A 17,667-nucleotide genomic window follows, 5' to 3' on the forward strand; every position below is an offset into this window, starting at 1 on the left:
GGAGCACCTCATGGCCAAGACCGTCATCGTCGTCATCGACGGATTCGGCGTCGGCGCCATGCCCGACGCGGGCACCCTGCGCCCCGGCGACCTCAGCGCCGACACCTGCGGACACGTACTCGACCACTGCCGCGCCGCGTTCGGCCGCCCGTTGCGCCTGCCGGTGCTGGGTGCGCTGGGGCTCGGGCTGGTCCACCCGCACCCTGACCTGGCACGGCGCACCCATCTGCCCGTGGCCGCGGGCAGGGCCGCGCTCGGCTATCCGGGCGCGGACACCTTCGCGGGCCACCAGACCATGATGGGCGCCGACTTCAGCCGCGTGACGGTGGCCCGGCTCGCCGACCACCTCGACGAGGTGTCCGGCGCGCTCACGGCGGCCGGTCACCGGGTCGAGCGGCTGGACGGACAGCCGCTGCTCGTCGTCGACGGAACGGTCCTGGTCCACGACAACCTGGAGGCCGATCCCGGGATCAACTGGAACGCCTCCGGCCGCCTCGACGACCTCCCGTTCGAGGGGCCCGGCGGAATCCTCGCCATCGCCCGTACCGTGCGCGCCGTCGCCCCGGTCGCACGGGTCATCGCGGTCGGCGGCCACGCGGACGGCCCGCTCGGCGACTTCGTCCGCCCCGGCGACGGGGGGACGGTGGGTCTGGACACCCCCGCCACCGGCTTCTACCGCAACGGCGGACTCCAGGTGCAGCACCTGGGCGCCCCGCTCGACCACACCCGCCAGCTTCCCGAGCTGGCGGCACGGGCCGGGATCCCGGTGGCCCTGGTGGGGAAGGCCGCCGACATCCTGGTGTGCGAGGCGGCGACACGTCATCCGGCCGTCGCCACCGCCGACGTCCTGTCGCACACGCTGGACGCGGTGCGCGCAGAGGGCGACGCCCTCGTGGTCGCGAACGTCCAGGAGACGGACCTGGCAGGGCACCAGCAGGACACGGAACGGTACGGGCACCTGCTGGAGCAGGTGGATGCCGGGCTCGCCGGACTCGTGGCGCTGCTCGCGGCCCCCGGTGACCGGTTGATCGTCACCGGGGACCACGGCAACGACCCCACGATCGGCCACGCGCACCACACCCGCGAGTACGTCCCGGTGCTGATCCACCGGCCCGGCGCGGACGGCGTGGAACTCCTCCCGGACGCGCACACCTTGGCGGACGTCGGCGCAACCGCCGCCCTGTCGCTGGCGCTGGACCCGGAGGGCCTCGCGGGCGGCACCCCGCTCCACACGGGTCGCCGCGCGGCCTGACTGCGGCGCACAGGACAGACGACGTGACGCGGGCAACCAAAGCTTGCGCAGCCGCTCGCGACCGTCCGTCGAGCCCGTGGACACCTCGATGCCCGCTAATTCCGTTGAGCCCGCACCCGTGATCGTGTTGGCTGGCGGCCCCGAACTGTCGGTACCGCTGGTGCCCGCTCGGCTGTAGCAGGGAGTGAGACGTGCAGGACTTCGTCGTCGACCCCGGTGCCCGTAATCGGGCCGCCTGGGACAGGTTTGTCCAGGAGGGCAACGAGTGGACGAGGCCGGTGAGTGCCGAGGAGGTCGAGCGCGCCCGCACGGGCGACTGGTCGATCGTTCTCATCGGGCGTGAGCCGGTCGACCGCTCCTGGCTGCCGACGGACCTGACCGGCAAGGACGTGCTGTGCCTGGCCTCCGGCGGTGGCCAGCAGGGCCCGATCCTCGCCGCCGCGGGGGCCCGGGTCACCGTGTTCGACAACTCGCCCCGCCAGCTCGGCCAGGACCGGATGGTGGCGGCACGCGACGGACTCGACCTGCGCACCGTCCTGGGCGACATGCGCGACCTCAGCGCCTTCGGCGACGCGGCATTCGATGTGGTGTTCCACCCGGTCTCGAACCTGTTCGTACCCGACGTGGTACCGGTGTGGCGTGAGTGCTTCCGCGTCCTGCGACCGGGCGGAACCCTGCTCGTGGGCTGCCTCAACCCTGATGTGTACTTGTTCGACCACGAGGCCCTCGACGAGCGCGGCGAGCTGATCGTCGTGCACAAGCTGCCCTACAGCGATGTCACGCACTACTCCGCCGAGGAACGCGCCACGAAGTTCGGCGCGGATGCCGCGCTTGAATACAGCCACACCCTCACCGACCAGATCGGCGGGCAACTCGCCGCGGGGTTCGTCCTCACCGGATTCACAGAGGCACCGGACCGATCCAGCGCATCCGCCCCGTACATGTCGAACTATTTCGCGACGCTGGCGGTCAAGCCGGGCTGACCCAGCCGCGGCGCCGGCCGAGACGGCCGTGTCTCCGCATGGCCGAGTGGAGCGCTGTGCCAGGATCGCCTCGAACTCGTACTTCTACGGTGAATCAATCGGGCCGTACGGGTGACCTGGCCCTCCTGAGCCTTCTTCCGGGTTGCCAGAGCGGCTATGCCTGTTGCTCGTGATCAAGAACCTGCTGTGCGCCGGGGCGACGGTCGTTCTCGCCGCCCTGCCTCTCACCCCGACCGGCCCCGCCCACGCCCTGGAGGGCCCCGGGAGGCCGCGCCCGAACCCGTGCTCCACCGTCATCGCGCCGCTCGGCTACGCCTGTGTCCCGGCGCCCAAGCAGTGCTTCACGGTGCCGTGTTACCAGTACGACCTTGTGCCGCTCCTGCCCGGCCCCTGGCTCCCGGACCCGTCCCGGAGCGCCTGAGCCAGAAGCCCGCCGGCGGCGATGCGCCCGTGCGGATCTCAGGCTGCTCCGACGGTGAGTTCGAGAAGCTGCTGTGCGGTGCCGACCGGGTCGACGATCTGGTGCAGGTGCTCTCCGGGCAGGTGCGCGGTCCGCCAGCCGCGTTCACGGGCGTCGGTGGCCACATCCTCGTACGGAGGGCTGAACAGAAGGTACGAACAGGGGTGGTCGTCCCAGCCGTCGGGGACCGGGATGCGCTGCTCGTAGTAGGCGAGCGGAAGCCTGGGCTGCTCGGCGACGACCTTTCGGCGCATCGCCGGACCGGAGAACATGGGCGCGATGTCGGCCTCGTCCCACCAGTCGGTCCAGCGCGGCAGTGTGCCGTTCACCGCCATCGGCCGGAGGAACTGCAGCAGTTCGGGCGGGGCGACGGGTGTCGGTCCGGTGCGGGCCGGCAGCGCGGCGTCGACGAAGACCGAGCCGGTCACCGGATGGTCGAGCCCCGAGCGGATGGCCGGGAGCAGCAGACCCGCGTTGCTGTGCGCGGCCAGGACGAGGGGGTGGCCCGTCGGGATGTCGCGGAGGTCGGCCCGGACGGCTTCGGCGGCCCGTGGCCAGAACGGTGCTTCACCGGCGCCCACGTGCAGCAGGGAAGGTACGCGCACCTGGTACCCCCTGGCGGTCAGGTGTTCGGCGACCGGGTTCCACGTGGAGGGGCCCACGGACGGGCTGTGCGCGAGTACGATGATCGGCTGCATGTGAGCATCCTGGCGCTGCCCCGCCGTCGGCCGCGACCGGCTCGGCCGACGGCGAACAACGGACGGACCGACTCCGCGCGTACGTACGGGAAGCCCTCAGGCCGCGAGCGGCATCGCGACCGTCACCATGGCGAGCAGCCCGATGTACGCCCAGGCATGGGCACGGTCGGGGATCCGCGGCGGACGCCTGCGCAGCACCGCGATCACCGGCAGAGCCCCGAGCAGCAGTGCCGAGGCGGCGCGGAGGTCGACGAGGCCGACCAGGCGCACGTGCGCGTCCACGGCGGCGGGGACCGCGGCGCCGCACAGGGACACCACGGTTGCCGGGAGCGCGATGGCGAGGGTGAGGGGGTTGGCCAGGGCGGTCGCCACCCGCATCGGGTGCCCCGCCCGCCGCATCGTGGGGACGGTCATGACGCTGCCTCCGACGCCGAGGAACGCCGCGACCGCGCCGACCGGCGCGCCGAGGGCGGCGGGCAGCGGACGCGGAGCGTCGGGGGCCGCCTCGTCCCGCGTACCCGGGCGCAGGAATCCCGGGCGCAGGAGCAGGTCGGCGATGGTGAGAGCGACGTACGCGACGAAGGCCCACCGGGCCGGATCGGCCGGGACGAGCCGTGTGGCGGCCGATCCGGCCGCGGCGCCGACCGTCAGCAGGAGGAGCAGCGGGCCGCTGCCCCGGAGTGCGAGGAGCACCCGCCGCGGGGTGACGGCCGTCGCGAACCCCGCGTTCACCACCATCACCAGGGCCGAGGTGGCGGTCGCCACCCGCATCGCGTCCGCGCCGAGTGCGGCGTCCGCCCACACCACGACTGGCACGGCGACGAACCCGCCGCCGAAGCCGAACAACACCGTCGTCATGCCGGTGAGGAGCCCGATCCCTGTCAGTGCCACAACGTCCATGGGTCCCACTCCACCAGCGCGTAGGGGGTTCTCGCATGCGATGGTCGGCACCATTCCTTCGCGTCCCGGCCAGTAGGGTGGGCGGGTGAAGAACGTCCCTCTCGCCGACGTCGACCACGTCGGGCGGGCTGTCCTGCCGATCGGCACCGACTACCCGCCCGGCCATGTGCTGGACTGGCACGAACACCGGCGCGCGCAGTTCCTCTACGGCGCCACCGGGGTCATGGTCGTCGACACCGCCGAGGGCACCTGGACCGTCCCGCCCGAACGCGCCGTACTGATCCCGGCCGCCACCCGGCACCGCGTCCACATGCCGGGAGTGAGCACCGCGAGTCTGTACATCGAGCCGGGCGCCGTCCCGTGGTGGCCCGATACCTGCATGGTCGTGGATGTTTCGCCGCTGCTGCGCGAGATGCTCCTGGTAGCTGTCGGGTTCGAGGTCGACTACACCCTGTCCGGGCGGGAGGGGGCCGTCGCCGCGCTCCTCCTGTACGAGATCGCCGAGCGCGCCCCGCTCCCGTTCCACGTCGGGCTTCCCGCCTCCGCCCACCTCGCGAGGCTCTGCCGTGAGTACCTGGCCGCCCCGGACGCCGGTGTCACCAATGCCGCGTGGGCCACGCGGACGGCCATGAGCGAACGGGCCTTCACGCGTCGCTTCCGCTCCGAGACCGGCGACAGCCCCGCCGTCTGGCGGGCCCGCGCCCGTCTGCTCGCGGCCGTTCCGCTGCTGCGGACCGCGTCGGTGAGCGAGGTCGGCGGCCGCCTCGGCTACGCCTCCCCCGCCGCCTTCACCGCTGCCTTCACCCGCACCTTCGGCCTGCCCCCGTCCCGCTTCACGGCGGGCCGCCAGGGCGTCGGCCGCAGTCGCGACTCCTGAGCGGTCCGCGGTACTTCAACGTCCAGGCGCTCCGTCCGCTCGCCACGACGCGGCGGCATCCGTACCGTCCCCGGTCTGCCGCGCCGGCGCCATGAGCTTCGGCGCGGTGGGTTCGGGCAGTGTGCGGAACAGCAGCCAGCTCAGAGCGGGCATCAGGATTAGCGGGGTCAGGGCGGTACGCGGGGACGTCGCTTCGGCGACGCTGCCGATGAGGGGGCTGGCCAGGCCGCCGATGCTGACGGTCAGCCCGAGGGTGATCCCGCTGGCTGTGCCGACGCGGGAGGGCAGGTAGTCCTGGCCCAGCGTGACCGGCGGATGTGAGTCCGTGCCCCCGGAGTTCTGAGCCCCGGCGTCACACACGGCACCCTCGTCACACCGCCCGTGGCACTGTGGTGCCATGACCGTTGAAGTTCGCCCGGCTTCAATCTTCGGGGACGTCCGTACGCTGCTCGGCCCGAAGTCACCCGATTCCAACGTCTGCTGGTGCCTGAGCCACCGGATCTCCTCGAAGCTCAACAACGAGCTCCGGGGGCCGGCCCGAGGCGAGTACGTCGCCGAGTTGTGCCGCGAGCGACGCCCTCCGGGGGTGCTGGCCCACGACGGTGACGAAGCGGTCGGCTGGGCCGCCGTGGCCCCGCGCTCGGACACCTCCTTCGCTCACAGCCGGAAGATTCCGCACGTCGACGATCTGCCCGTCTGGTCCCTCTGGTGCATCCGGGTGCGCCCAGGTCACCGCAAGAAGGGGATCTCGCACGCCCTCATCGCGGGTGCGGTGGAGTTCGCCCGCGCCCAGGGCGCACCGGCGATCGAGGCGTATCCCCTGGACAACGGCGACGCCAAGGTCGACCTGACGATGGCGTACGCCGGGATCCGGAAGAACTTCGAGCGCGCCGGGTTCACCCATACCGCCGACACCACCTCGGTGCTCGCCGGTCATCCCCGGATCCTGATGCGGCTCGACCTGCGCTGACGGATCATCGCCGGGCGCGGCTCTCCGGCGCCCGACGCGGTCGCCCGCGCCCGGCGGTCGTGGCTCCGCACGGTTCACGGCCGGCCCAGGGAGGGGTAGTCGGTGTATCCCTCAGCCCCGTGCACGTGCATCAGGAACTCCGGGCGGACTTCGTTGAGCGGCGCGCCCGTGCGCAGCCTCTCGACGAGGTCGGGGTTGGCGAGGAAACCCCGGCCCAGCGCGATCAGGTCGGCACCCTCGGCGAGCAGGCGCTCACCGCGCCGCTTGCCGCCGTCGGCCGCGACCTCCTCGCGGGAGAGCGCCGGGTTGGCCATCAGCGTGCCGGGCCAGGCCTTGCGGATCTCCGCGAAGAGCGTGCTGTCCGGGTCGGCGTAGATCAGGTGCAGATAGACCGGGCCGATGCCCGCGAGCGCGGGCAGAAGCGCCCGGTAGATGTCCTCGGTGTCGCCCTCCTCGACGCTGTTGACGCCCAGTCCGGGGGAGATCCGTACGCCGACCCGGTCCGGGCCGATGGCTTCGGCGACGGCCCGGACCACCTCGGTGGTGAACCGGATCCGCCCCTCCGCCGGTCCGCCCCACCCGTCGGTCCGGCGGTTGGTGTTCTTCGCCAGGAACTGGTGGAGGAGATGGCCATTGGCGGAATGCACCTCCACCCCGGCGAAGCCGGCACGGACGGCGTTGCGGGCGGCGGTGGCGAAGTCGGCGATGGTGGACCTGATGTCCCGGACGGTCATCTCACGGGGCACGACGGCGTTCTGCGGTCCGCTGGGGGTGTGCAGTGCCTCGGGGAACCGTACGGCGGACGGGGCGAGCGGGATGTGGCCGCTGGTGTCGGGATGGCCGACCCGGCCGCCGTGCTGCAGCTGGAGGAACATCCGGCTGCCGGAAGCCGCGTGCACCGCCTCGGTGACCCGACGCCAGCCGGAGACCTGCGCGGGGGTGTGGATGCCGGGGATGTGGGGGTAGGTCTGGCCGACGGCGTTGGGTGTCGTGGCCTCGGCGATGATCAGACCGGCCGCGGCGCGCTGCGCGTAGTGGGTTGCCATCAGCTCGCCCGGGACTCCGTCGGCCCCGGCGCGGTTGCGGGTCAGCGGCGCCATCACCAGTCGGCTGGACAGCTCGAGGGTGCCGAGGCGGGTGGGTTCGAAGAGCCGGGAACCGGCGGGTGCCTGCTCTGTGTTCGTCATGCCGGTAACGTAAAACCTGACATTGATGTGAAGTTCAAGTCGTGAGGTGGGGTGGGCTGGGACGTGCGCATCGGGGAGCTGGCGTCGCGCACAGGTGTCAGCGAGCGTTCGCTGCGGTACTACGAGGAACAGGGCCTGCTGGCGGCGAATCGGACGCCCGGCGGCCACCGGGACTTTCCCGACACCGCGGTCGATCGCGTGATCCGCATCCAGGAGCTCTACGCGGCCGGGCTGCACAGCTCGGGCATCGCGCGGATCCTGCCCTGCATGCGGGACGAGGACGGTGGGCCGTCGGTGCGCGCCACCCCGGAGCTGGTCGCCGAACTCACCGCCGAGCGGGACCGGATCGACCGGACCGTCGATGACCTGCTCCGCTCCCGTGAAGTTCTGGAGCAGGTCATCGACACAGCGGCGGGCGGGACCGTTCCCGGCCCTCCGGACTGAAGCCCGGCCCGATCCGGCCCGGTGCGTCAGACCACGGCGAGCCGGTCCACCAGCAGCTCCACTCGCGACTCGGTGTCCTCCGGCGGGAGCCGTCCCGCCCGGGTCAGGGTCGCCAGGCCGTGCAGGGACGCCCAGAAGACCTCGGTGAACAGCCCCGGGTGGACACCGTCCCCGGCGACCTCGCCCAGGCTCTCCAGCAGCGCGGCGAAGGCGTCCTTGAGAGGCTCCGGGGTGTCCTCGTCCGCGAACGCCAGGCCACCGTCCAGCTGGAACATGGCGTCGTAGACCGCCGGGTGGCGTGCGGCGAAGTCGAGGTAGGTGCGGGCGAGAGTGGCGACCCTGGCGCGAGGTCCGTCCGCGGCGGAGGTCGCGGCCCGCAGCCCGGCGGCCATCTCGGCAGCGCCTTCGAGGGCGACGGCGCCGATGATCTCGCGCTTGCCGCGGAAGTGGCTGTAGAGGACGGGCTGACTGTATTCGATGCGTTCGGCGAGCCGACGGGTCGTGACCGCGTCCCAGCCCTGCTGCTCGGCGAGTTCGCGGGCTGTCGCCACGATGAGGCGCTCACGCTCCGCCCGTTCGCGCTCCTTGCGTTCTTGTACCGACATGATTCGATTCTAGCACCGCTAGACAAGCAAGCGGCAGCAGTACTAGCGTTGCATCGTCAGCTAGCAACACTAGATACCGAGGAGGTCATCGTGTTCAACGCACTTGAGGTGTTCACCACTGTGGTCGTCGGCGTGATGGTGGGGGTGGAGTTCTCCGTCGCCTTCGTCCTCAACCCGATCTTCAACGCACTCCCCGATGACAGTGGCCAACTCGGCCGCGCCCACGGGGGCCGGATGCTCGGCGCCGTGATGCCGGTCTGGTACATCACCTCGCTCGTCCTCGTCGCGGTCTGGGCCATCGCAGGATGGCACCACCACGGCACCGGCCTCGTCGTCACCGCCGGCGCGCTGCTGCTCCTCAGCGTGATCATGTCGGTTCTGCTGCTCGTCCCGATCAACAACCGGGGCAAGAAGTGGACCCCTGACAACCGGCCCGCCGACTGGAAGCAGCAGATGAACCGCTGGGACCGCTTCCACTACGTCCGCGTCGCCGTCATCATCGCCGCCTTCGCCCTGCTGGTCGTCGCCCTCGCCTGAGCTCGCGGGCCCAACGACCTTACGTCGAAGGCGCCTTGTGGAGGCCCACCGGGCGGCGGACCGTAGGGGGCATCACCCCAGGCGTTCGGCAGGCCGGCCAACCGCCGGCACGTGCGGTCGGGCCGGTCATGGGGGGATCAGTTGTCCCTGGATGAGTTGTGCCTTCATCCCCGGGTCCGGCGGACCGATCTTGGGTGGAGGCGGGCTTCCCGTTCGTGTGCACCGCACGACGGCCCTCCGCGCAGCAAGGAGTCCGGGATGAGCCAGAACACGATCGCACTGATCACCGGCGGGAACCGGGGACTGGGCCGGGCCGCGGCAATCGCGCTCGCCGAGGCGGGCACCGATGTCATCGTGACCTACCGTTCGAACAAGGACGAGGCCGCCGCGGTGGTGGACGCGGTCACCGCTCTGGGGCGCAGGGCGGTCGCGCTGGAACTGGACACCACCGCGTTCGACACCTTCCCCGCCTTCGCGGCCGAGGTCCGGGACGCGCTGGGCACCACGTGGGGGCGCGACAGCTTCGACTTCCTCGTCAACAACGCCGGCGTGGCCGCGTTCACCCCGCTCGGCCAGACCACCGTCGAGGCATTCGACCTGCTGGTGAACGTGCACTTCAAGGGCGTGCTCTTCCTCACCCAGACGCTGCTGCCGCTGCTGGCCGACGGCGGCCGCATCGTGAACCTGTCCACCGGCCTGACGCGCTTCGCCGGGGAGGGCTGGTCGGTGTACGCCTCCGTCAAGAGCGCGATCGAGACCTGGAGCAAGTACCTGGCCAAGGAACTGGGAGGGCGCGGCATCAGTGTGAACGCCGTGGCCCCCGGCCCGATCGCCACCGACTTCGGCGGTGGCGCGATCCGCGACGACGAGCAGATCCGCGAGCACTTCGCCGGCCAGGCCGCCCTGGGCCGGGTCGGCAACCCCGAGGACATCGGCGCCGTGATCGCCGCTCTCCTGGCCCCGGGCACGGGCTGGATCACCGGCCAGCGCATCGAGGCGTCCGGCGGCCTCCTGCTCTGACGAGGTCCAGGACAACGCCGGTGGCGAGCGAGGGGATCCGGGACCTGTCGGAGGAACGCAACGGTGGTCCGTTTCCCGGCCGCCCGGCCCCTCACGCGGCGGCAGCAGGGACTCCCCCACCGGCTCGCCCGGCCCACCAGGCTCCCACCGCCGCCGTGCCGAGGAGAGAATCACCATCATGGACCGAACACAGCTGGCCGATTTCCTGCGCACCCGCCGCGAGGCCCTGCAGCCCGAGGACGTCGGCCTGCCTCGCGGTCCCCGCCGCCGCACCCGGGGCCTGCGCCGCGAGGAGGTCGCCGCCCTGTGCGGCATGTCCACCGACTACTACGCCCGCGTCGAGCAGCAGCGCGGCCCGATTCCCTCGGAGCCGATGCTCGCCGCCCTCGCGCGGGGCCTGCACCTGTCCCTGGACGAACGCGATCACCTGTTCCGCATGGCCGGCCACAACACCCCCGGCCGCCGCCCCGGTATCGACCACGTCTCCCCCGGCATGATGCGCATTCTGGACCGACTGGCCGACACTCCCGCGCAGGTCATCAGCACCATCGCCGAGACCTTGGTACAGACCCGCCTCGCCGTGGCCCTTCTCGGGGACGAGACCGTCTACACCGGTCTTGACCGCAGCCTCGTCTACCGCTGGTTCACCCACCCCCACGCCCGCCGGATCTACCCCGAGGCCGACCACCCGGCCCACAGCCGGATCTTCACCTCCGAACTGCGCACCGCCTACTCACGCCACGGCGCCGACTCCCGAGTCGCCGAGGTGGTGGACGCACTGCACATGGAGAGCGAGGAGTTCACCGCCCTGTGGAGCGCCCACGAGATCGGCGTGCGTCGTGAGGGGGACCACAAACGCATCCAGCACCCCGACCTCGGTGTTCTGGAACTCCAGTGCCAGGTCCTCTACGACGCCAACCAGGCACAAGCCCTCCTCGTCTACACCGCCACCCCCGGCAGCGAGAGCCACGACAAGCTCCAGCTCCTCTCCGTCGTCGGAGAGCGGTCGTCCCAGCAATGACCGGGCAGGGCCACCGGACGGGAGGCTCCGGGCGGCCGGACCGGCGGCCGGGCAGAAAAAAGCAGGGCCCGGAACCGTATGGTTCCGGGCCCTGCTTCGAAAGTAGCGGGGACAGGATTTGAACCTGCGACCTCTGGGTTATGAGCCCAGCGAGCTACCGAGCTGCTCCACCCCGCGTCGTTGTGATCCCCACGGTACGGCATTCCGGCGGGCTCCCCGACCACCTCCCGCCCGCGCGTGCCTCTCTGGCCTCAGGGCCGTCCTGAACACCCGCGATACCGGGCCGCGGATTCTCCCTGGCTGCGTACTCGTGCGCCGCGTACTCGTAGCAGTCGGTCACCGTTCGAGATGCAGGTGCGCGGGAGCGCTGATTCGCTGGTGGCGTCGGCTCCCCCCGAGCTCCAGGAGTGATCATGAGCGTTGCGGATGAATCCGGAGGCCGCGCCGAGCGTATTCGCGCCAAGGCGCAGGAGATGCAGGAGGCCGCCGAGCGGGCCTCCGATCCACAGGAGCGGGAGCGCCTCAAGGACAAGGCGCGCCGCCTCCAGGAGCGGAGTGATCAGGTGAGCACCAAGGGCGACGGGGGCATGAACCCCCTCTGAGCGCCCTGGTGAGATCCGGTCGGCGGCCCGGCCGGCGTGCGACGGCCGGGCCCGAAAGCCGCGGGAACGCGGGCCGCGCCGCTACTGCGTGAACCTCGGGAGCCACTTCACCTGGTAGTCGGGGTGCCCCGCGTGCTCCGCGGCCATCTGCCGGACCACGAAGCCCAGCCCGAAGGCACGCCCCGAGGCGAAGTCCCGGTCGGGCCGGTCGGTGTCCAGCTTGGCCACCTCGGCGTACTCGTCCAGGAGGACGCGGCTCGTCTCGATGCGCTGGAGGGTCCGCGCGGGATCCTGCCGGGCGATGTGGTGGTTGTAGCCGTGCGTCCTCAGACTGAACGCGATCGCGCCGGTCCGGTCGTGGATTTCGCCCGGCGCCTCGGCCGGACACCGCCACCCCTCGCCGCCGGCCGCTCGTGCGAGCTCCTCTTCCTCGTCGAGACGCGCCCGGACGAACGCGACCAGGTAGGAATTGTCTGCCATCAGGTCCTGAATCCTTCCCACTCGGCCCCGCACCTCAAGGGGCCGTGGTGGAGAATATCCCGCCGCGCCCCGCATCCCGTAGCAGCTCATCGCCCGCCCGTGTGTCCGCTGTCGCGTGCGGGGCTGCTGGGCAGGTCGTCCCGGCCCGCCCGAGGAAGAGTGCCGGGGCGACAGCCGGAGGCCCCACCGGTTCCGAGGGAGCCGGTGGGGCCTCCGGAGCGCGCTCAGCAGTACGCGACGCCCCGGTGCCCGTACCGAGCCGTGCGCTGCCGTTCCGTGCTGATCAGTGGTCGCTCTCCGCCGGTTCCAGGACGAGGACCGGGATCTGCCGGTCGGTCTTCTTCTGGTAGTCGGCGTAGTCGGGAAACGCCTCGACGGCGCGCTCCCACCAGAGCGCCTTCTCGTCCCCGGTCACCTCCCGGACCTTCATGTCCTGGCGGACCGGCCCGTCCTGCAGTTCGGCCCGGGGGTCGGCCTTCAGGTTGTGGTACCAGACCGGGTGCTTCGGGGCGCCGCCCTGGGAGGCGACCACCGCGTACGCACCGTTGTGCTCGACGCGCATGAGCGGCGTCTTGCGGATCTTTCCGCTCTTGGCTCCCCGGGTGGTCAGAATGATGACGGGCATGTCCCGCATCGTCGTCCCTTCCGTACCGCCTGAACTCTCGTACTGCTCGACCTGGTCCCGGACCCACTGGGCGGGGCTCGGCTCGTACTCACCCTGGAGAGGCATGACTTCTGTCCCATCGTCGACGATCCGGCCGTGACACTTCATCGGCCGCGGTTCCTCATCATGGCTTCAACAACATCGGCCGCCCAGAAATCCCGCAACGGCCGACGTGTCGCGCCGGGCCGGCCGGGGGGTCAGCGTCCGAAGCCGTTGCGGCTGCGGGCGGCCGCCGCCAGGCCGCCGCCCACGAACACCGCCAGCCCGGCGGCGCTTCCGGTCACCGCGAGCACCAGTGTCCTGGTTCGCGTCGGGGCGAGCACCCTGTGCGAGGAGTGCGCCTCCGTGGTGTGCGCGTGGGGACGCCTGGCCTCAAGGCTTTCCGGCGCGGGGAGTTGGGAGGCTGCCATGGCTGCGGCCGAGGCCGTGGGCCGGTCGGCGGCGGGTGACACACCCTCCTCTGCCGCGGCCGGCACCACTCCCCCGCACACCGCCGCGGTGAGCGCGGCCGCGAGGACGTATCCGTGACGCCGACGGCTCCGCGAGCCGTCTCCGACACCGAGGAGGTTCGATATGAGCATGCTGATCCCGATTCTGCAGACACGCTGCCGGACTCAGCGTTGCCGTGCCCGGCCGAATCGGCGCGGCCCGGACAGCAGGCGGGTGACGGAGCCGACCATCCGGGTGTCGCTGGGCCGGTGCACCGCACCGGCCCGCCGCGTCCCGCACCACGGTCCGACGGGGCCGGATCGCGGTGCCACGGCAGGGACCCCCACCCGGTGCGGGGCAGGGGTCCCACTCCTACGGGGAAGCGCGTGCGGGGTCAGCTGACATTGACGTCGATGCACGCGTAGAAGGCGTTGGACGTGTCGGCGATGTTCCAGACCGCGAGGACCTTCTGCTGGCCCTTGAGGTTGCCGAAGTTCACCTGGTGGGTGACGGTCGCACCGGGCTGGGCGCCGTTGTCGTTGAACTCGGCGATCTTCTGACCGCTCGCGAAGTACTGCCACGTGCTGGTGGCATGACGTGCCGTCAGCACCCACTGGAACGAGGTGCTGGCGCTCACCGGAGTGACCTTCCAGCCCTTGGAGTCGTCATCGAGCTCGGCGAACCCGCTGTTGCCGCCACTGCAGCTGGTCAGCCCCTTGGGGCCTTCCACGCTCTGGGGCTCGTACGTGATGGAACCGCAGCTGACCGTTCCGGCGGCACACTGCGCCTGCCTGCTCGGGGGTGACGAGATGTAGCCGTGGGCGCTGGCCGAACCTGCCGGAAGCGTCAGGGCGAGTACCGGTGCGAGCACGGCACCGAGGGCCAGGGCGGTCTTCCTCTTCGTGTGCATGCTTCTCCTTCACATGAGGCATCGCTGCACGCGGGCGGACTGTGGGGAGCCCGGTAGCGGCAGTCCAGCCTCTCGAGTGTGGGGCCAAGAGGCGCGAAGGGAACGGCAGGATCCATGACCGGATCCACCCCGGGAATACGGGTGTCCGGCGCCGTCCCTGCACTTGGACTAGACCATACCTACCGAGGCGGAGCCGTCAAGGGTGTCGCGTTGAAAGGGAGTTGGGGAGAGAAGCCGAGGGAGGCGAGGAGAGGAGCCCGGGGAAGGGCGTTGAGCAGGCTCGACGGCCGTGCCTACCGGCCGGCGTCACCGTAGTGGACCGTGACCTCCTTGAAGCCGAGCGAGCCGAGCAGCCCCTGGAGCATGGCGGTGGTGTTCTTCTCGGCGCGCTGTGTCAGGCCGCTCTCCTTGGCCGCCTCGCCGATGTGCTGTGCCGCCAGCTTGTTCACCGCCTGCTCGCTGCCGGGGTTGTCGGAGAAGAAGTCCCCGATCCGGTCGAGGAGACCGCGCTGCTTGGACACCGCGTAGGAGCGGTCGGGGTCGAGTGCGGGCTTCCCGAGCACGGCGTGCGGCAGCCGGAGCTCCGCCGTCGTCCGGTCCTCGTTGACCACGACTCCGCTGTCCCCGACCTCGCCCAGGTCGACGGAGGCGCCGACCGTGCCCGCGCCGACGTACAGGGTGCGGGAGCCGCGGATGGCGTCCGGGAGGAATTTCGTGTCCTTCTCCAGATCGACGACGACCTGGAAATTTCCCGCCGCCGCCTCGTACCTGCTCATGTCACGGATCGACTTGAGCACGGCGGGACCCGATCGGTCGTGGGTCTTCTCGCCGAAGATGTCGCCCAGCCCGGGCAGCAGGCTGAGCCGCGTTCCGAGGAGCAGCAGGACGACGGCGCCCGCGCAGATCGCGGCTGCCCTCCCCCATCGTCGGGTGCGGCGGGAGCGGTTGCCGTGGCCACCGCCCGCCGGTTCGTCGGGCTTGCCCGGTGCGTCTGTCGGTAAGTCGGTGGAGGTCATACTCCCCGTGTGACCCGACCGCGCGGATTCACGCCGCCGTCCACCGCGGTTCCGCCCGATTCCGTACGTTGATACAGACGGCCCGACCGCGCCGGGCGGGTTCCGGACCGGCTCTCACGCCCCGGTGACGCCGTCGAGCCGCTCGCGCACCAGATCGGCGTGGCCGATGTGGCGGGCGTATTCGCCGATCATGTGGATGTGCACCATCCGCAGGGAGTAGACCTCGCCGTCATGGGTGAAGGTCTCGTCGAACGAGACACCGGCGACGATCTCGTCCGCCAGCCGGCATTCCTCCACCAGCCGGGCGTAGTCCTCGGCGGCGCGGGCCGGGTCGAGCTCCTCGAAGTCCGCGTCCTTGCCGTTCCTCAGGTCGTACATCGGCTCCATCGACTGCCCGGCGAAGCGTTGCCTGAACCAGGTGCGTTCGACCTTGGCCATGTGGCGTACGAGTCCGAGGAGCGACAGGTTCGACGGCTCCACGGTCCGCTCGGCGAGCTGCTCGCCGGTCAGACCGGCGCACTTCTGCAGGAGGGTGCTTCGGAACCATCCGAGATATCCGGTGAGCATCTCGCGCTCACCCGCGACGTACGATCCGCCGGTGCGTGTTGCCTCAGGTGCTGTCCATGTCATCGCGCGATCATGCCGGTTGACGTGTGCACCACGCGACCCGTTTGTTGGCGCATCCACATATCCGAGTCGTCGGACGACGACCTGGTGACGGATGTCGTGAGGGCGCTGACGAGCCCGAGGACCAGGAAGAGCACCAGAAGCGCCTTGCCCGCGCTGGTCATGACCAGCGGCCGGGTGGCGGAGCGCCTCTGCCGCTCCGGAACGGAGAGCGCGTCCTCGCCGAAGAAGCCCTTGGGGTAGGCGGGGCTGAGCATCGACACGTAGGCGGACACGCGCATCTCGTAGCGCAGTGTGGCCGCCGTGGCCTCGAAGAGGGGGCGGGGCATCCGGCCGAGGATCAGCGTGATCAGCCACCACAGGATCGCCAGGACGCACCAGCCGGATGTGGCGAGGCTCTGCACGACGGCGGCGGGAATCACCAGGATGAGCCGGAAGAACACGGCCAGCCGGTTCAGCCTGGACGGACGGACGTCGATCTGGACCGGGTAGTCGGGTGGCGGGTTCAGCGCGAAGGGCGGATAGCGGTCGATGAGCAGCATGCCGCTCGCCGCGACCCTCGTGCGGTAGCCGAGCACTCCGGCGAGGAAGCGGAAGACGGGCTCGGGCAGCCGGCCCAGGACGAGGGCGGCGAACCAGCCGAACACGACGGTGAAGAAGGCCGCGATCTCCAGGAAGAACAGCACGACGAGATGCGGAATCAGCAGGAGCAGCCGGAAGAAGACGGTGAGCCGGCGCTGACGTACGGGCTCGACGAGGTCCAGCAAGGGCAGGAATTCCGCCGCGTCCCCCGCCCTTCGCCCCGGGCTCCACTGGGCGTCGGCCATGGTGCTCCCCTTCGGCAGGTGATCGGTACGCCCTCTGCGCACTCGGCGTCCCCTCACGCTCGGGCCGGGGGAAGCGGCCCGCAAACGGCCGCGGGCCGATCGGGTGCCGCCGTTCCGGGACCGGCCGGGCACTCCCGCAGGCGATGAGCGCACAACGATCCGGAGGTGCCGGCCGAAGCCATGACGCGGCCGGCACCTCCCGGAGGGGCGGACCCGGTCAGCGGTTGCGGAACCGGTCCAGCAGCGCACGGCCCGGACCGTTGCGGCTCCGGTCGCCGCGTGGGGTCCCGCCGCTCGCGGCCGAGGACTTGGCCTTCGCCGCGGCCTCGGGCTTCGCAGCGGTCCTGGCCTTCGCGCCGGCCTTCGGCTCGGGCTTCTGCTTCGGCTCCGTATCGGCGGTGGCCTCGGGCCTCGGCTTGGGCGTCGTAGCGGACTTCGGCTTGGGCTTCGATGTGGGCCGGGACTTCGTGGCTGCCCCGTCCTTCGTCGGCGGATTCGTCCGTTCCGTGACCTTCGCCCATGTCCCCTGCCACGGGCGCCGGCGTGACACCGTGCCGGACGCGGCGGGTTTCGGAGCACGGGTCCGCACGGGAGCGGGCTCCGGCTCCGGCTCCGTTCCGTCCGCGAGCACGTGGTAGCGGTGGCTCAGCCGACGGCCCAGCACCAGATAGCCGAGGAGCGCTCCGGCGGTGTTGAGGATGACGTCGTCGACGTCGAAGGCGCGTCCCGCGACGAGCGCTCCCTGCACCAGTTCCACGATCGCGATGACCAGGACGGTCAGCAGGACCATGCGGATCATCCGCAGTCGGCGCGGCACGAGGATGGGCAGGAGTATGCCGAACGGCATGCCCAGCACCAGGTTTCCGCCCGCCTGCTTGCATGCGGCGAGGAACGTGTAGTCCTCGGCGTACTGCCGGAGCGAGCGGCCGGGCCGCAGGTTCGACTTCACCAGTTCCTCCGAGGCGGGCGACGGTGTGAGCGTCACCTTCGCCAGCACAACCGAGAAACCGACCATGGCCAGGAAGGCCAGCACCAGAAAGGTCACCTGCAGGAGAACACTTCCCCATGTCCTGCGCCGCGTTCCGTTCTGCGTCCCACTCTCAGCCTCTGCTCTCATGGGCGACGAGTTCCCCCGTCCGGTCGGAGCACACCTGCCCG

General features: G+C 71.0%; 22 protein-coding genes, 1 tRNA gene and 1 pseudogene. 10 read left to right on the forward strand and 14 right to left on the reverse strand.

Features of this window, described 5'->3' with window-relative positions; genetic code table 11:
- Window positions 1–10: 10 nt before the first annotated feature.
- The 3 genes from ACIQM0_RS19610 to ACIQM0_RS19620 all read left to right on the forward strand — a co-directional run bounded on the left by ACIQM0_RS19610 (window position 11) and on the right by ACIQM0_RS19620 (window position 2,656).
- On the forward strand, window positions 11–1,252 hold the full coding sequence (locus ACIQM0_RS19610; RefSeq protein WP_401288163.1) for a phosphopentomutase: 1,242 nt from the start codon (window positions 11–13) through the stop codon (window positions 1,250–1,252).
- A gap of 191 nt (window positions 1,253–1,443) precedes the next feature.
- Window positions 1,444–2,235, forward strand: coding sequence for a class I SAM-dependent methyltransferase (locus tag ACIQM0_RS19615; RefSeq protein WP_401288166.1), 792 nt, complete (start codon window positions 1,444–1,446; stop codon window positions 2,233–2,235).
- Between the two features lie 169 nt (window positions 2,236–2,404).
- A complete protein-coding gene (locus tag ACIQM0_RS19620) occupies window positions 2,405–2,656 on the forward strand; it encodes a hypothetical protein (protein WP_401288169.1) in 252 nt (83 codons plus the stop codon).
- A gap of 38 nt (window positions 2,657–2,694) precedes the next feature.
- Here ACIQM0_RS19620 and ACIQM0_RS19625 read toward each other — a convergent pair whose 3' ends face one another.
- Window positions 2,695–3,393, reverse strand: coding sequence for an alpha/beta hydrolase (locus tag ACIQM0_RS19625; protein WP_401288172.1), 699 nt, complete (start codon window positions 3,391–3,393; stop codon window positions 2,695–2,697).
- Between the two features lie 96 nt (window positions 3,394–3,489).
- Entirely contained in the window at window positions 3,490–4,293 is an 804-nt protein-coding gene (locus ACIQM0_RS19630) for a sulfite exporter TauE/SafE family protein (protein WP_401288174.1), read from the reverse strand.
- A gap of 85 nt (window positions 4,294–4,378) precedes the next feature.
- Between ACIQM0_RS19630 and ACIQM0_RS19635 the strand changes: the two genes are divergently transcribed.
- A complete protein-coding gene (locus tag ACIQM0_RS19635) occupies window positions 4,379–5,170 on the forward strand; it encodes an AraC family transcriptional regulator (protein WP_401288176.1) in 792 nt (263 codons plus the stop codon).
- A 15-nt stretch (window positions 5,171–5,185) separates the two neighbouring features.
- Here the strand turns inward: ACIQM0_RS19635 and ACIQM0_RS19640 are convergent.
- Window positions 5,186–5,479 (reverse strand): annotated as a pseudogene (locus tag ACIQM0_RS19640) (MFS transporter); the annotation flags it as partial.
- A gap of 88 nt (window positions 5,480–5,567) precedes the next feature.
- On the opposite strand from ACIQM0_RS19640, the gene ACIQM0_RS19645 reads away from it, so the two are divergent.
- Window positions 5,568–6,140: a GNAT family N-acetyltransferase gene (locus ACIQM0_RS19645; protein WP_401288178.1), complete on the forward strand. Its 573-nt coding sequence runs from the start codon at window positions 5,568–5,570 to the stop codon at window positions 6,138–6,140.
- Between the two features lie 74 nt (window positions 6,141–6,214).
- On the opposite strand, the gene ACIQM0_RS19650 is transcribed toward ACIQM0_RS19645, so the two are convergent.
- Window positions 6,215–7,327 carry an alkene reductase gene (locus ACIQM0_RS19650; RefSeq protein ID WP_401288181.1) on the reverse strand — a complete coding sequence of 371 codons (1,113 nt, stop codon included), beginning with the start codon at window positions 7,325–7,327 and terminating at the stop codon, window positions 6,215–6,217.
- A 63-nt stretch (window positions 7,328–7,390) separates the two neighbouring features.
- Here ACIQM0_RS19650 and ACIQM0_RS19655 point away from each other — a divergent pair, with 63 nt between their 5' ends.
- Entirely contained in the window at window positions 7,391–7,771 is a 381-nt protein-coding gene (locus ACIQM0_RS19655) for a MerR family transcriptional regulator (RefSeq protein WP_401288791.1), read from the forward strand.
- A 26-nt stretch (window positions 7,772–7,797) separates the two neighbouring features.
- Here the strand turns inward: ACIQM0_RS19655 and ACIQM0_RS19660 are convergent, their stop codons facing one another.
- Window positions 7,798–8,376 carry a TetR/AcrR family transcriptional regulator gene (locus ACIQM0_RS19660; RefSeq protein WP_401288184.1) on the reverse strand — a complete coding sequence of 193 codons (579 nt, stop codon included), beginning with the start codon at window positions 8,374–8,376 and terminating at the stop codon, window positions 7,798–7,800.
- Window positions 8,377–8,466: 90 nt separating this feature from the next.
- Here ACIQM0_RS19660 and ACIQM0_RS19665 point away from each other — a divergent pair, with 90 nt between their 5' ends.
- From ACIQM0_RS19665 to ACIQM0_RS19675, 3 genes are all read left to right on the forward strand, one after another.
- Window positions 8,467–8,913 carry an anthrone oxygenase family protein gene (locus tag ACIQM0_RS19665; protein WP_401288187.1) on the forward strand — a complete coding sequence of 149 codons (447 nt, stop codon included), beginning with the start codon at window positions 8,467–8,469 and terminating at the stop codon, window positions 8,911–8,913.
- Window positions 8,914–9,171: 258 nt separating this feature from the next.
- Window positions 9,172–9,933: an SDR family NAD(P)-dependent oxidoreductase gene (locus tag ACIQM0_RS19670; RefSeq protein WP_401288190.1), complete on the forward strand. Its 762-nt coding sequence runs from the start codon at window positions 9,172–9,174 to the stop codon at window positions 9,931–9,933.
- Window positions 9,934–10,111: 178 nt separating this feature from the next.
- On the forward strand, window positions 10,112–10,954 hold the full coding sequence (locus tag ACIQM0_RS19675) for a helix-turn-helix transcriptional regulator (protein ID WP_401288192.1): 843 nt from the start codon (window positions 10,112–10,114) through the stop codon (window positions 10,952–10,954).
- A 103-nt stretch (window positions 10,955–11,057) separates the two neighbouring features.
- Here the strand turns inward: ACIQM0_RS19675 and ACIQM0_RS19680 are convergent.
- A tRNA-Met gene (locus tag ACIQM0_RS19680) sits at window positions 11,058–11,131 on the reverse strand.
- Window positions 11,132–11,367: 236 nt separating this feature from the next.
- Between ACIQM0_RS19680 and ACIQM0_RS19685 the strand changes: the two genes are divergently transcribed.
- Window positions 11,368–11,556: a DUF6381 family protein gene (locus ACIQM0_RS19685; protein ID WP_073738889.1), complete on the forward strand. Its 189-nt coding sequence runs from the start codon at window positions 11,368–11,370 to the stop codon at window positions 11,554–11,556.
- A gap of 81 nt (window positions 11,557–11,637) precedes the next feature.
- Here the strand turns inward: ACIQM0_RS19685 and ACIQM0_RS19690 are convergent, their stop codons facing one another.
- The 8 genes from ACIQM0_RS19690 to ACIQM0_RS19725 form a co-directional block, all read right to left on the reverse strand.
- Complete coding sequence (locus tag ACIQM0_RS19690; protein ID WP_363021958.1) at window positions 11,638–12,036, reverse strand: DUF6221 family protein; 399 nt, start codon at window positions 12,034–12,036, stop codon at window positions 11,638–11,640.
- 283 nt (window positions 12,037–12,319) lie between these two features.
- A complete protein-coding gene (locus ACIQM0_RS19695; RefSeq protein ID WP_401288196.1) occupies window positions 12,320–12,766 on the reverse strand; it encodes a nitroreductase family deazaflavin-dependent oxidoreductase in 447 nt (148 codons plus the stop codon).
- A 131-nt stretch (window positions 12,767–12,897) separates the two neighbouring features.
- A complete protein-coding gene (locus tag ACIQM0_RS19700) occupies window positions 12,898–13,281 on the reverse strand; it encodes a hypothetical protein (RefSeq protein WP_401288198.1) in 384 nt (127 codons plus the stop codon).
- A 242-nt stretch (window positions 13,282–13,523) separates the two neighbouring features.
- On the reverse strand, window positions 13,524–14,039 hold the full coding sequence (locus ACIQM0_RS19705) for a lytic polysaccharide monooxygenase auxiliary activity family 9 protein (RefSeq protein WP_363021953.1): 516 nt from the start codon (window positions 14,037–14,039) through the stop codon (window positions 13,524–13,526).
- A gap of 293 nt (window positions 14,040–14,332) precedes the next feature.
- On the reverse strand, window positions 14,333–15,055 hold the full coding sequence (locus ACIQM0_RS19710; protein ID WP_401288201.1) for a DUF4230 domain-containing protein: 723 nt from the start codon (window positions 15,053–15,055) through the stop codon (window positions 14,333–14,335).
- Between the two features lie 114 nt (window positions 15,056–15,169).
- A complete protein-coding gene (locus tag ACIQM0_RS19715; RefSeq protein WP_401288203.1) occupies window positions 15,170–15,685 on the reverse strand; it encodes a DinB family protein in 516 nt (171 codons plus the stop codon).
- A complete protein-coding gene (locus tag ACIQM0_RS19720) occupies window positions 15,682–16,509 on the reverse strand; it encodes a DUF4389 domain-containing protein (protein WP_401288206.1) in 828 nt (275 codons plus the stop codon). The genes ACIQM0_RS19715 and ACIQM0_RS19720 overlap by 4 nt, the downstream gene beginning before the upstream one ends.
- Before the next feature lie 217 nt (window positions 16,510–16,726).
- Window positions 16,727–17,626 (reverse strand): VanZ family protein, encoded by a 900-nt coding sequence (locus ACIQM0_RS19725; RefSeq protein ID WP_401288209.1) that lies wholly within the window; start codon window positions 17,624–17,626, stop codon window positions 16,727–16,729.
- Between the last annotated feature and the right edge of the window lie 41 nt (window positions 17,627–17,667).

The sequence above is a fragment of the Streptomyces sp. NPDC091387 genome, from assembly GCF_044756945.1.
Taxonomy (GTDB): domain Bacteria; phylum Actinomycetota; class Actinomycetes; order Streptomycetales; family Streptomycetaceae; genus Streptomyces.

Bases quoted from the DNA above. Each gene is read 5' to 3' on its own strand.
- ACIQM0_RS19700 (WP_401288198.1), bottom strand. From the start codon at position 13,281: ATGCTCATATCGAACCTCCTCGGTGTCGGAGACGGCTCGCGGAGCCGT.
- ACIQM0_RS19685 (WP_073738889.1), top strand. From the start codon at position 11,368: ATGAGCGTTGCGGATGAATCCGGAGGCCGCGCCGAGCGTATTCGCGCC.
- ACIQM0_RS19650 (WP_401288181.1), bottom strand. From the start codon at position 7,327: ATGACGAACACAGAGCAGGCACCCGCCGGTTCCCGGCTCTTCGAACCC.
- ACIQM0_RS19660 (WP_401288184.1), bottom strand. From the start codon at position 8,376: ATGTCGGTACAAGAACGCAAGGAGCGCGAACGGGCGGAGCGTGAGCGC.
- ACIQM0_RS19630 (WP_401288174.1), bottom strand. From the start codon at position 4,293: ATGGACGTTGTGGCACTGACAGGGATCGGGCTCCTCACCGGCATGACG.
- ACIQM0_RS19725 (WP_401288209.1), bottom strand. From the start codon at position 17,626: ATGAGAGCAGAGGCTGAGAGTGGGACGCAGAACGGAACGCGGCGCAGG.
- ACIQM0_RS19610 (WP_401288163.1), top strand. From the start codon at position 11: ATGGCCAAGACCGTCATCGTCGTCATCGACGGATTCGGCGTCGGCGCC.
- ACIQM0_RS19705 (WP_363021953.1), bottom strand. From the start codon at position 14,039: ATGCACACGAAGAGGAAGACCGCCCTGGCCCTCGGTGCCGTGCTCGCA.
- ACIQM0_RS19710 (WP_401288201.1), bottom strand. From the start codon at position 15,055: ATGACCTCCACCGACTTACCGACAGACGCACCGGGCAAGCCCGACGAA.
- ACIQM0_RS19720 (WP_401288206.1), bottom strand. From the start codon at position 16,509: ATGGCCGACGCCCAGTGGAGCCCGGGGCGAAGGGCGGGGGACGCGGCG.
- ACIQM0_RS19715 (WP_401288203.1), bottom strand. From the start codon at position 15,685: ATGACATGGACAGCACCTGAGGCAACACGCACCGGCGGATCGTACGTC.
- ACIQM0_RS19670 (WP_401288190.1), top strand. From the start codon at position 9,172: ATGAGCCAGAACACGATCGCACTGATCACCGGCGGGAACCGGGGACTG.
- ACIQM0_RS19695 (WP_401288196.1), bottom strand. From the start codon at position 12,766: ATGCCTCTCCAGGGTGAGTACGAGCCGAGCCCCGCCCAGTGGGTCCGG.
- ACIQM0_RS19645 (WP_401288178.1), top strand. From the start codon at position 5,568: ATGACCGTTGAAGTTCGCCCGGCTTCAATCTTCGGGGACGTCCGTACG.
- ACIQM0_RS19690 (WP_363021958.1), bottom strand. From the start codon at position 12,036: ATGGCAGACAATTCCTACCTGGTCGCGTTCGTCCGGGCGCGTCTCGAC.
- ACIQM0_RS19625 (WP_401288172.1), bottom strand. From the start codon at position 3,393: ATGCAGCCGATCATCGTACTCGCGCACAGCCCGTCCGTGGGCCCCTCC.
- ACIQM0_RS19675 (WP_401288192.1), top strand. From the start codon at position 10,112: ATGGACCGAACACAGCTGGCCGATTTCCTGCGCACCCGCCGCGAGGCC.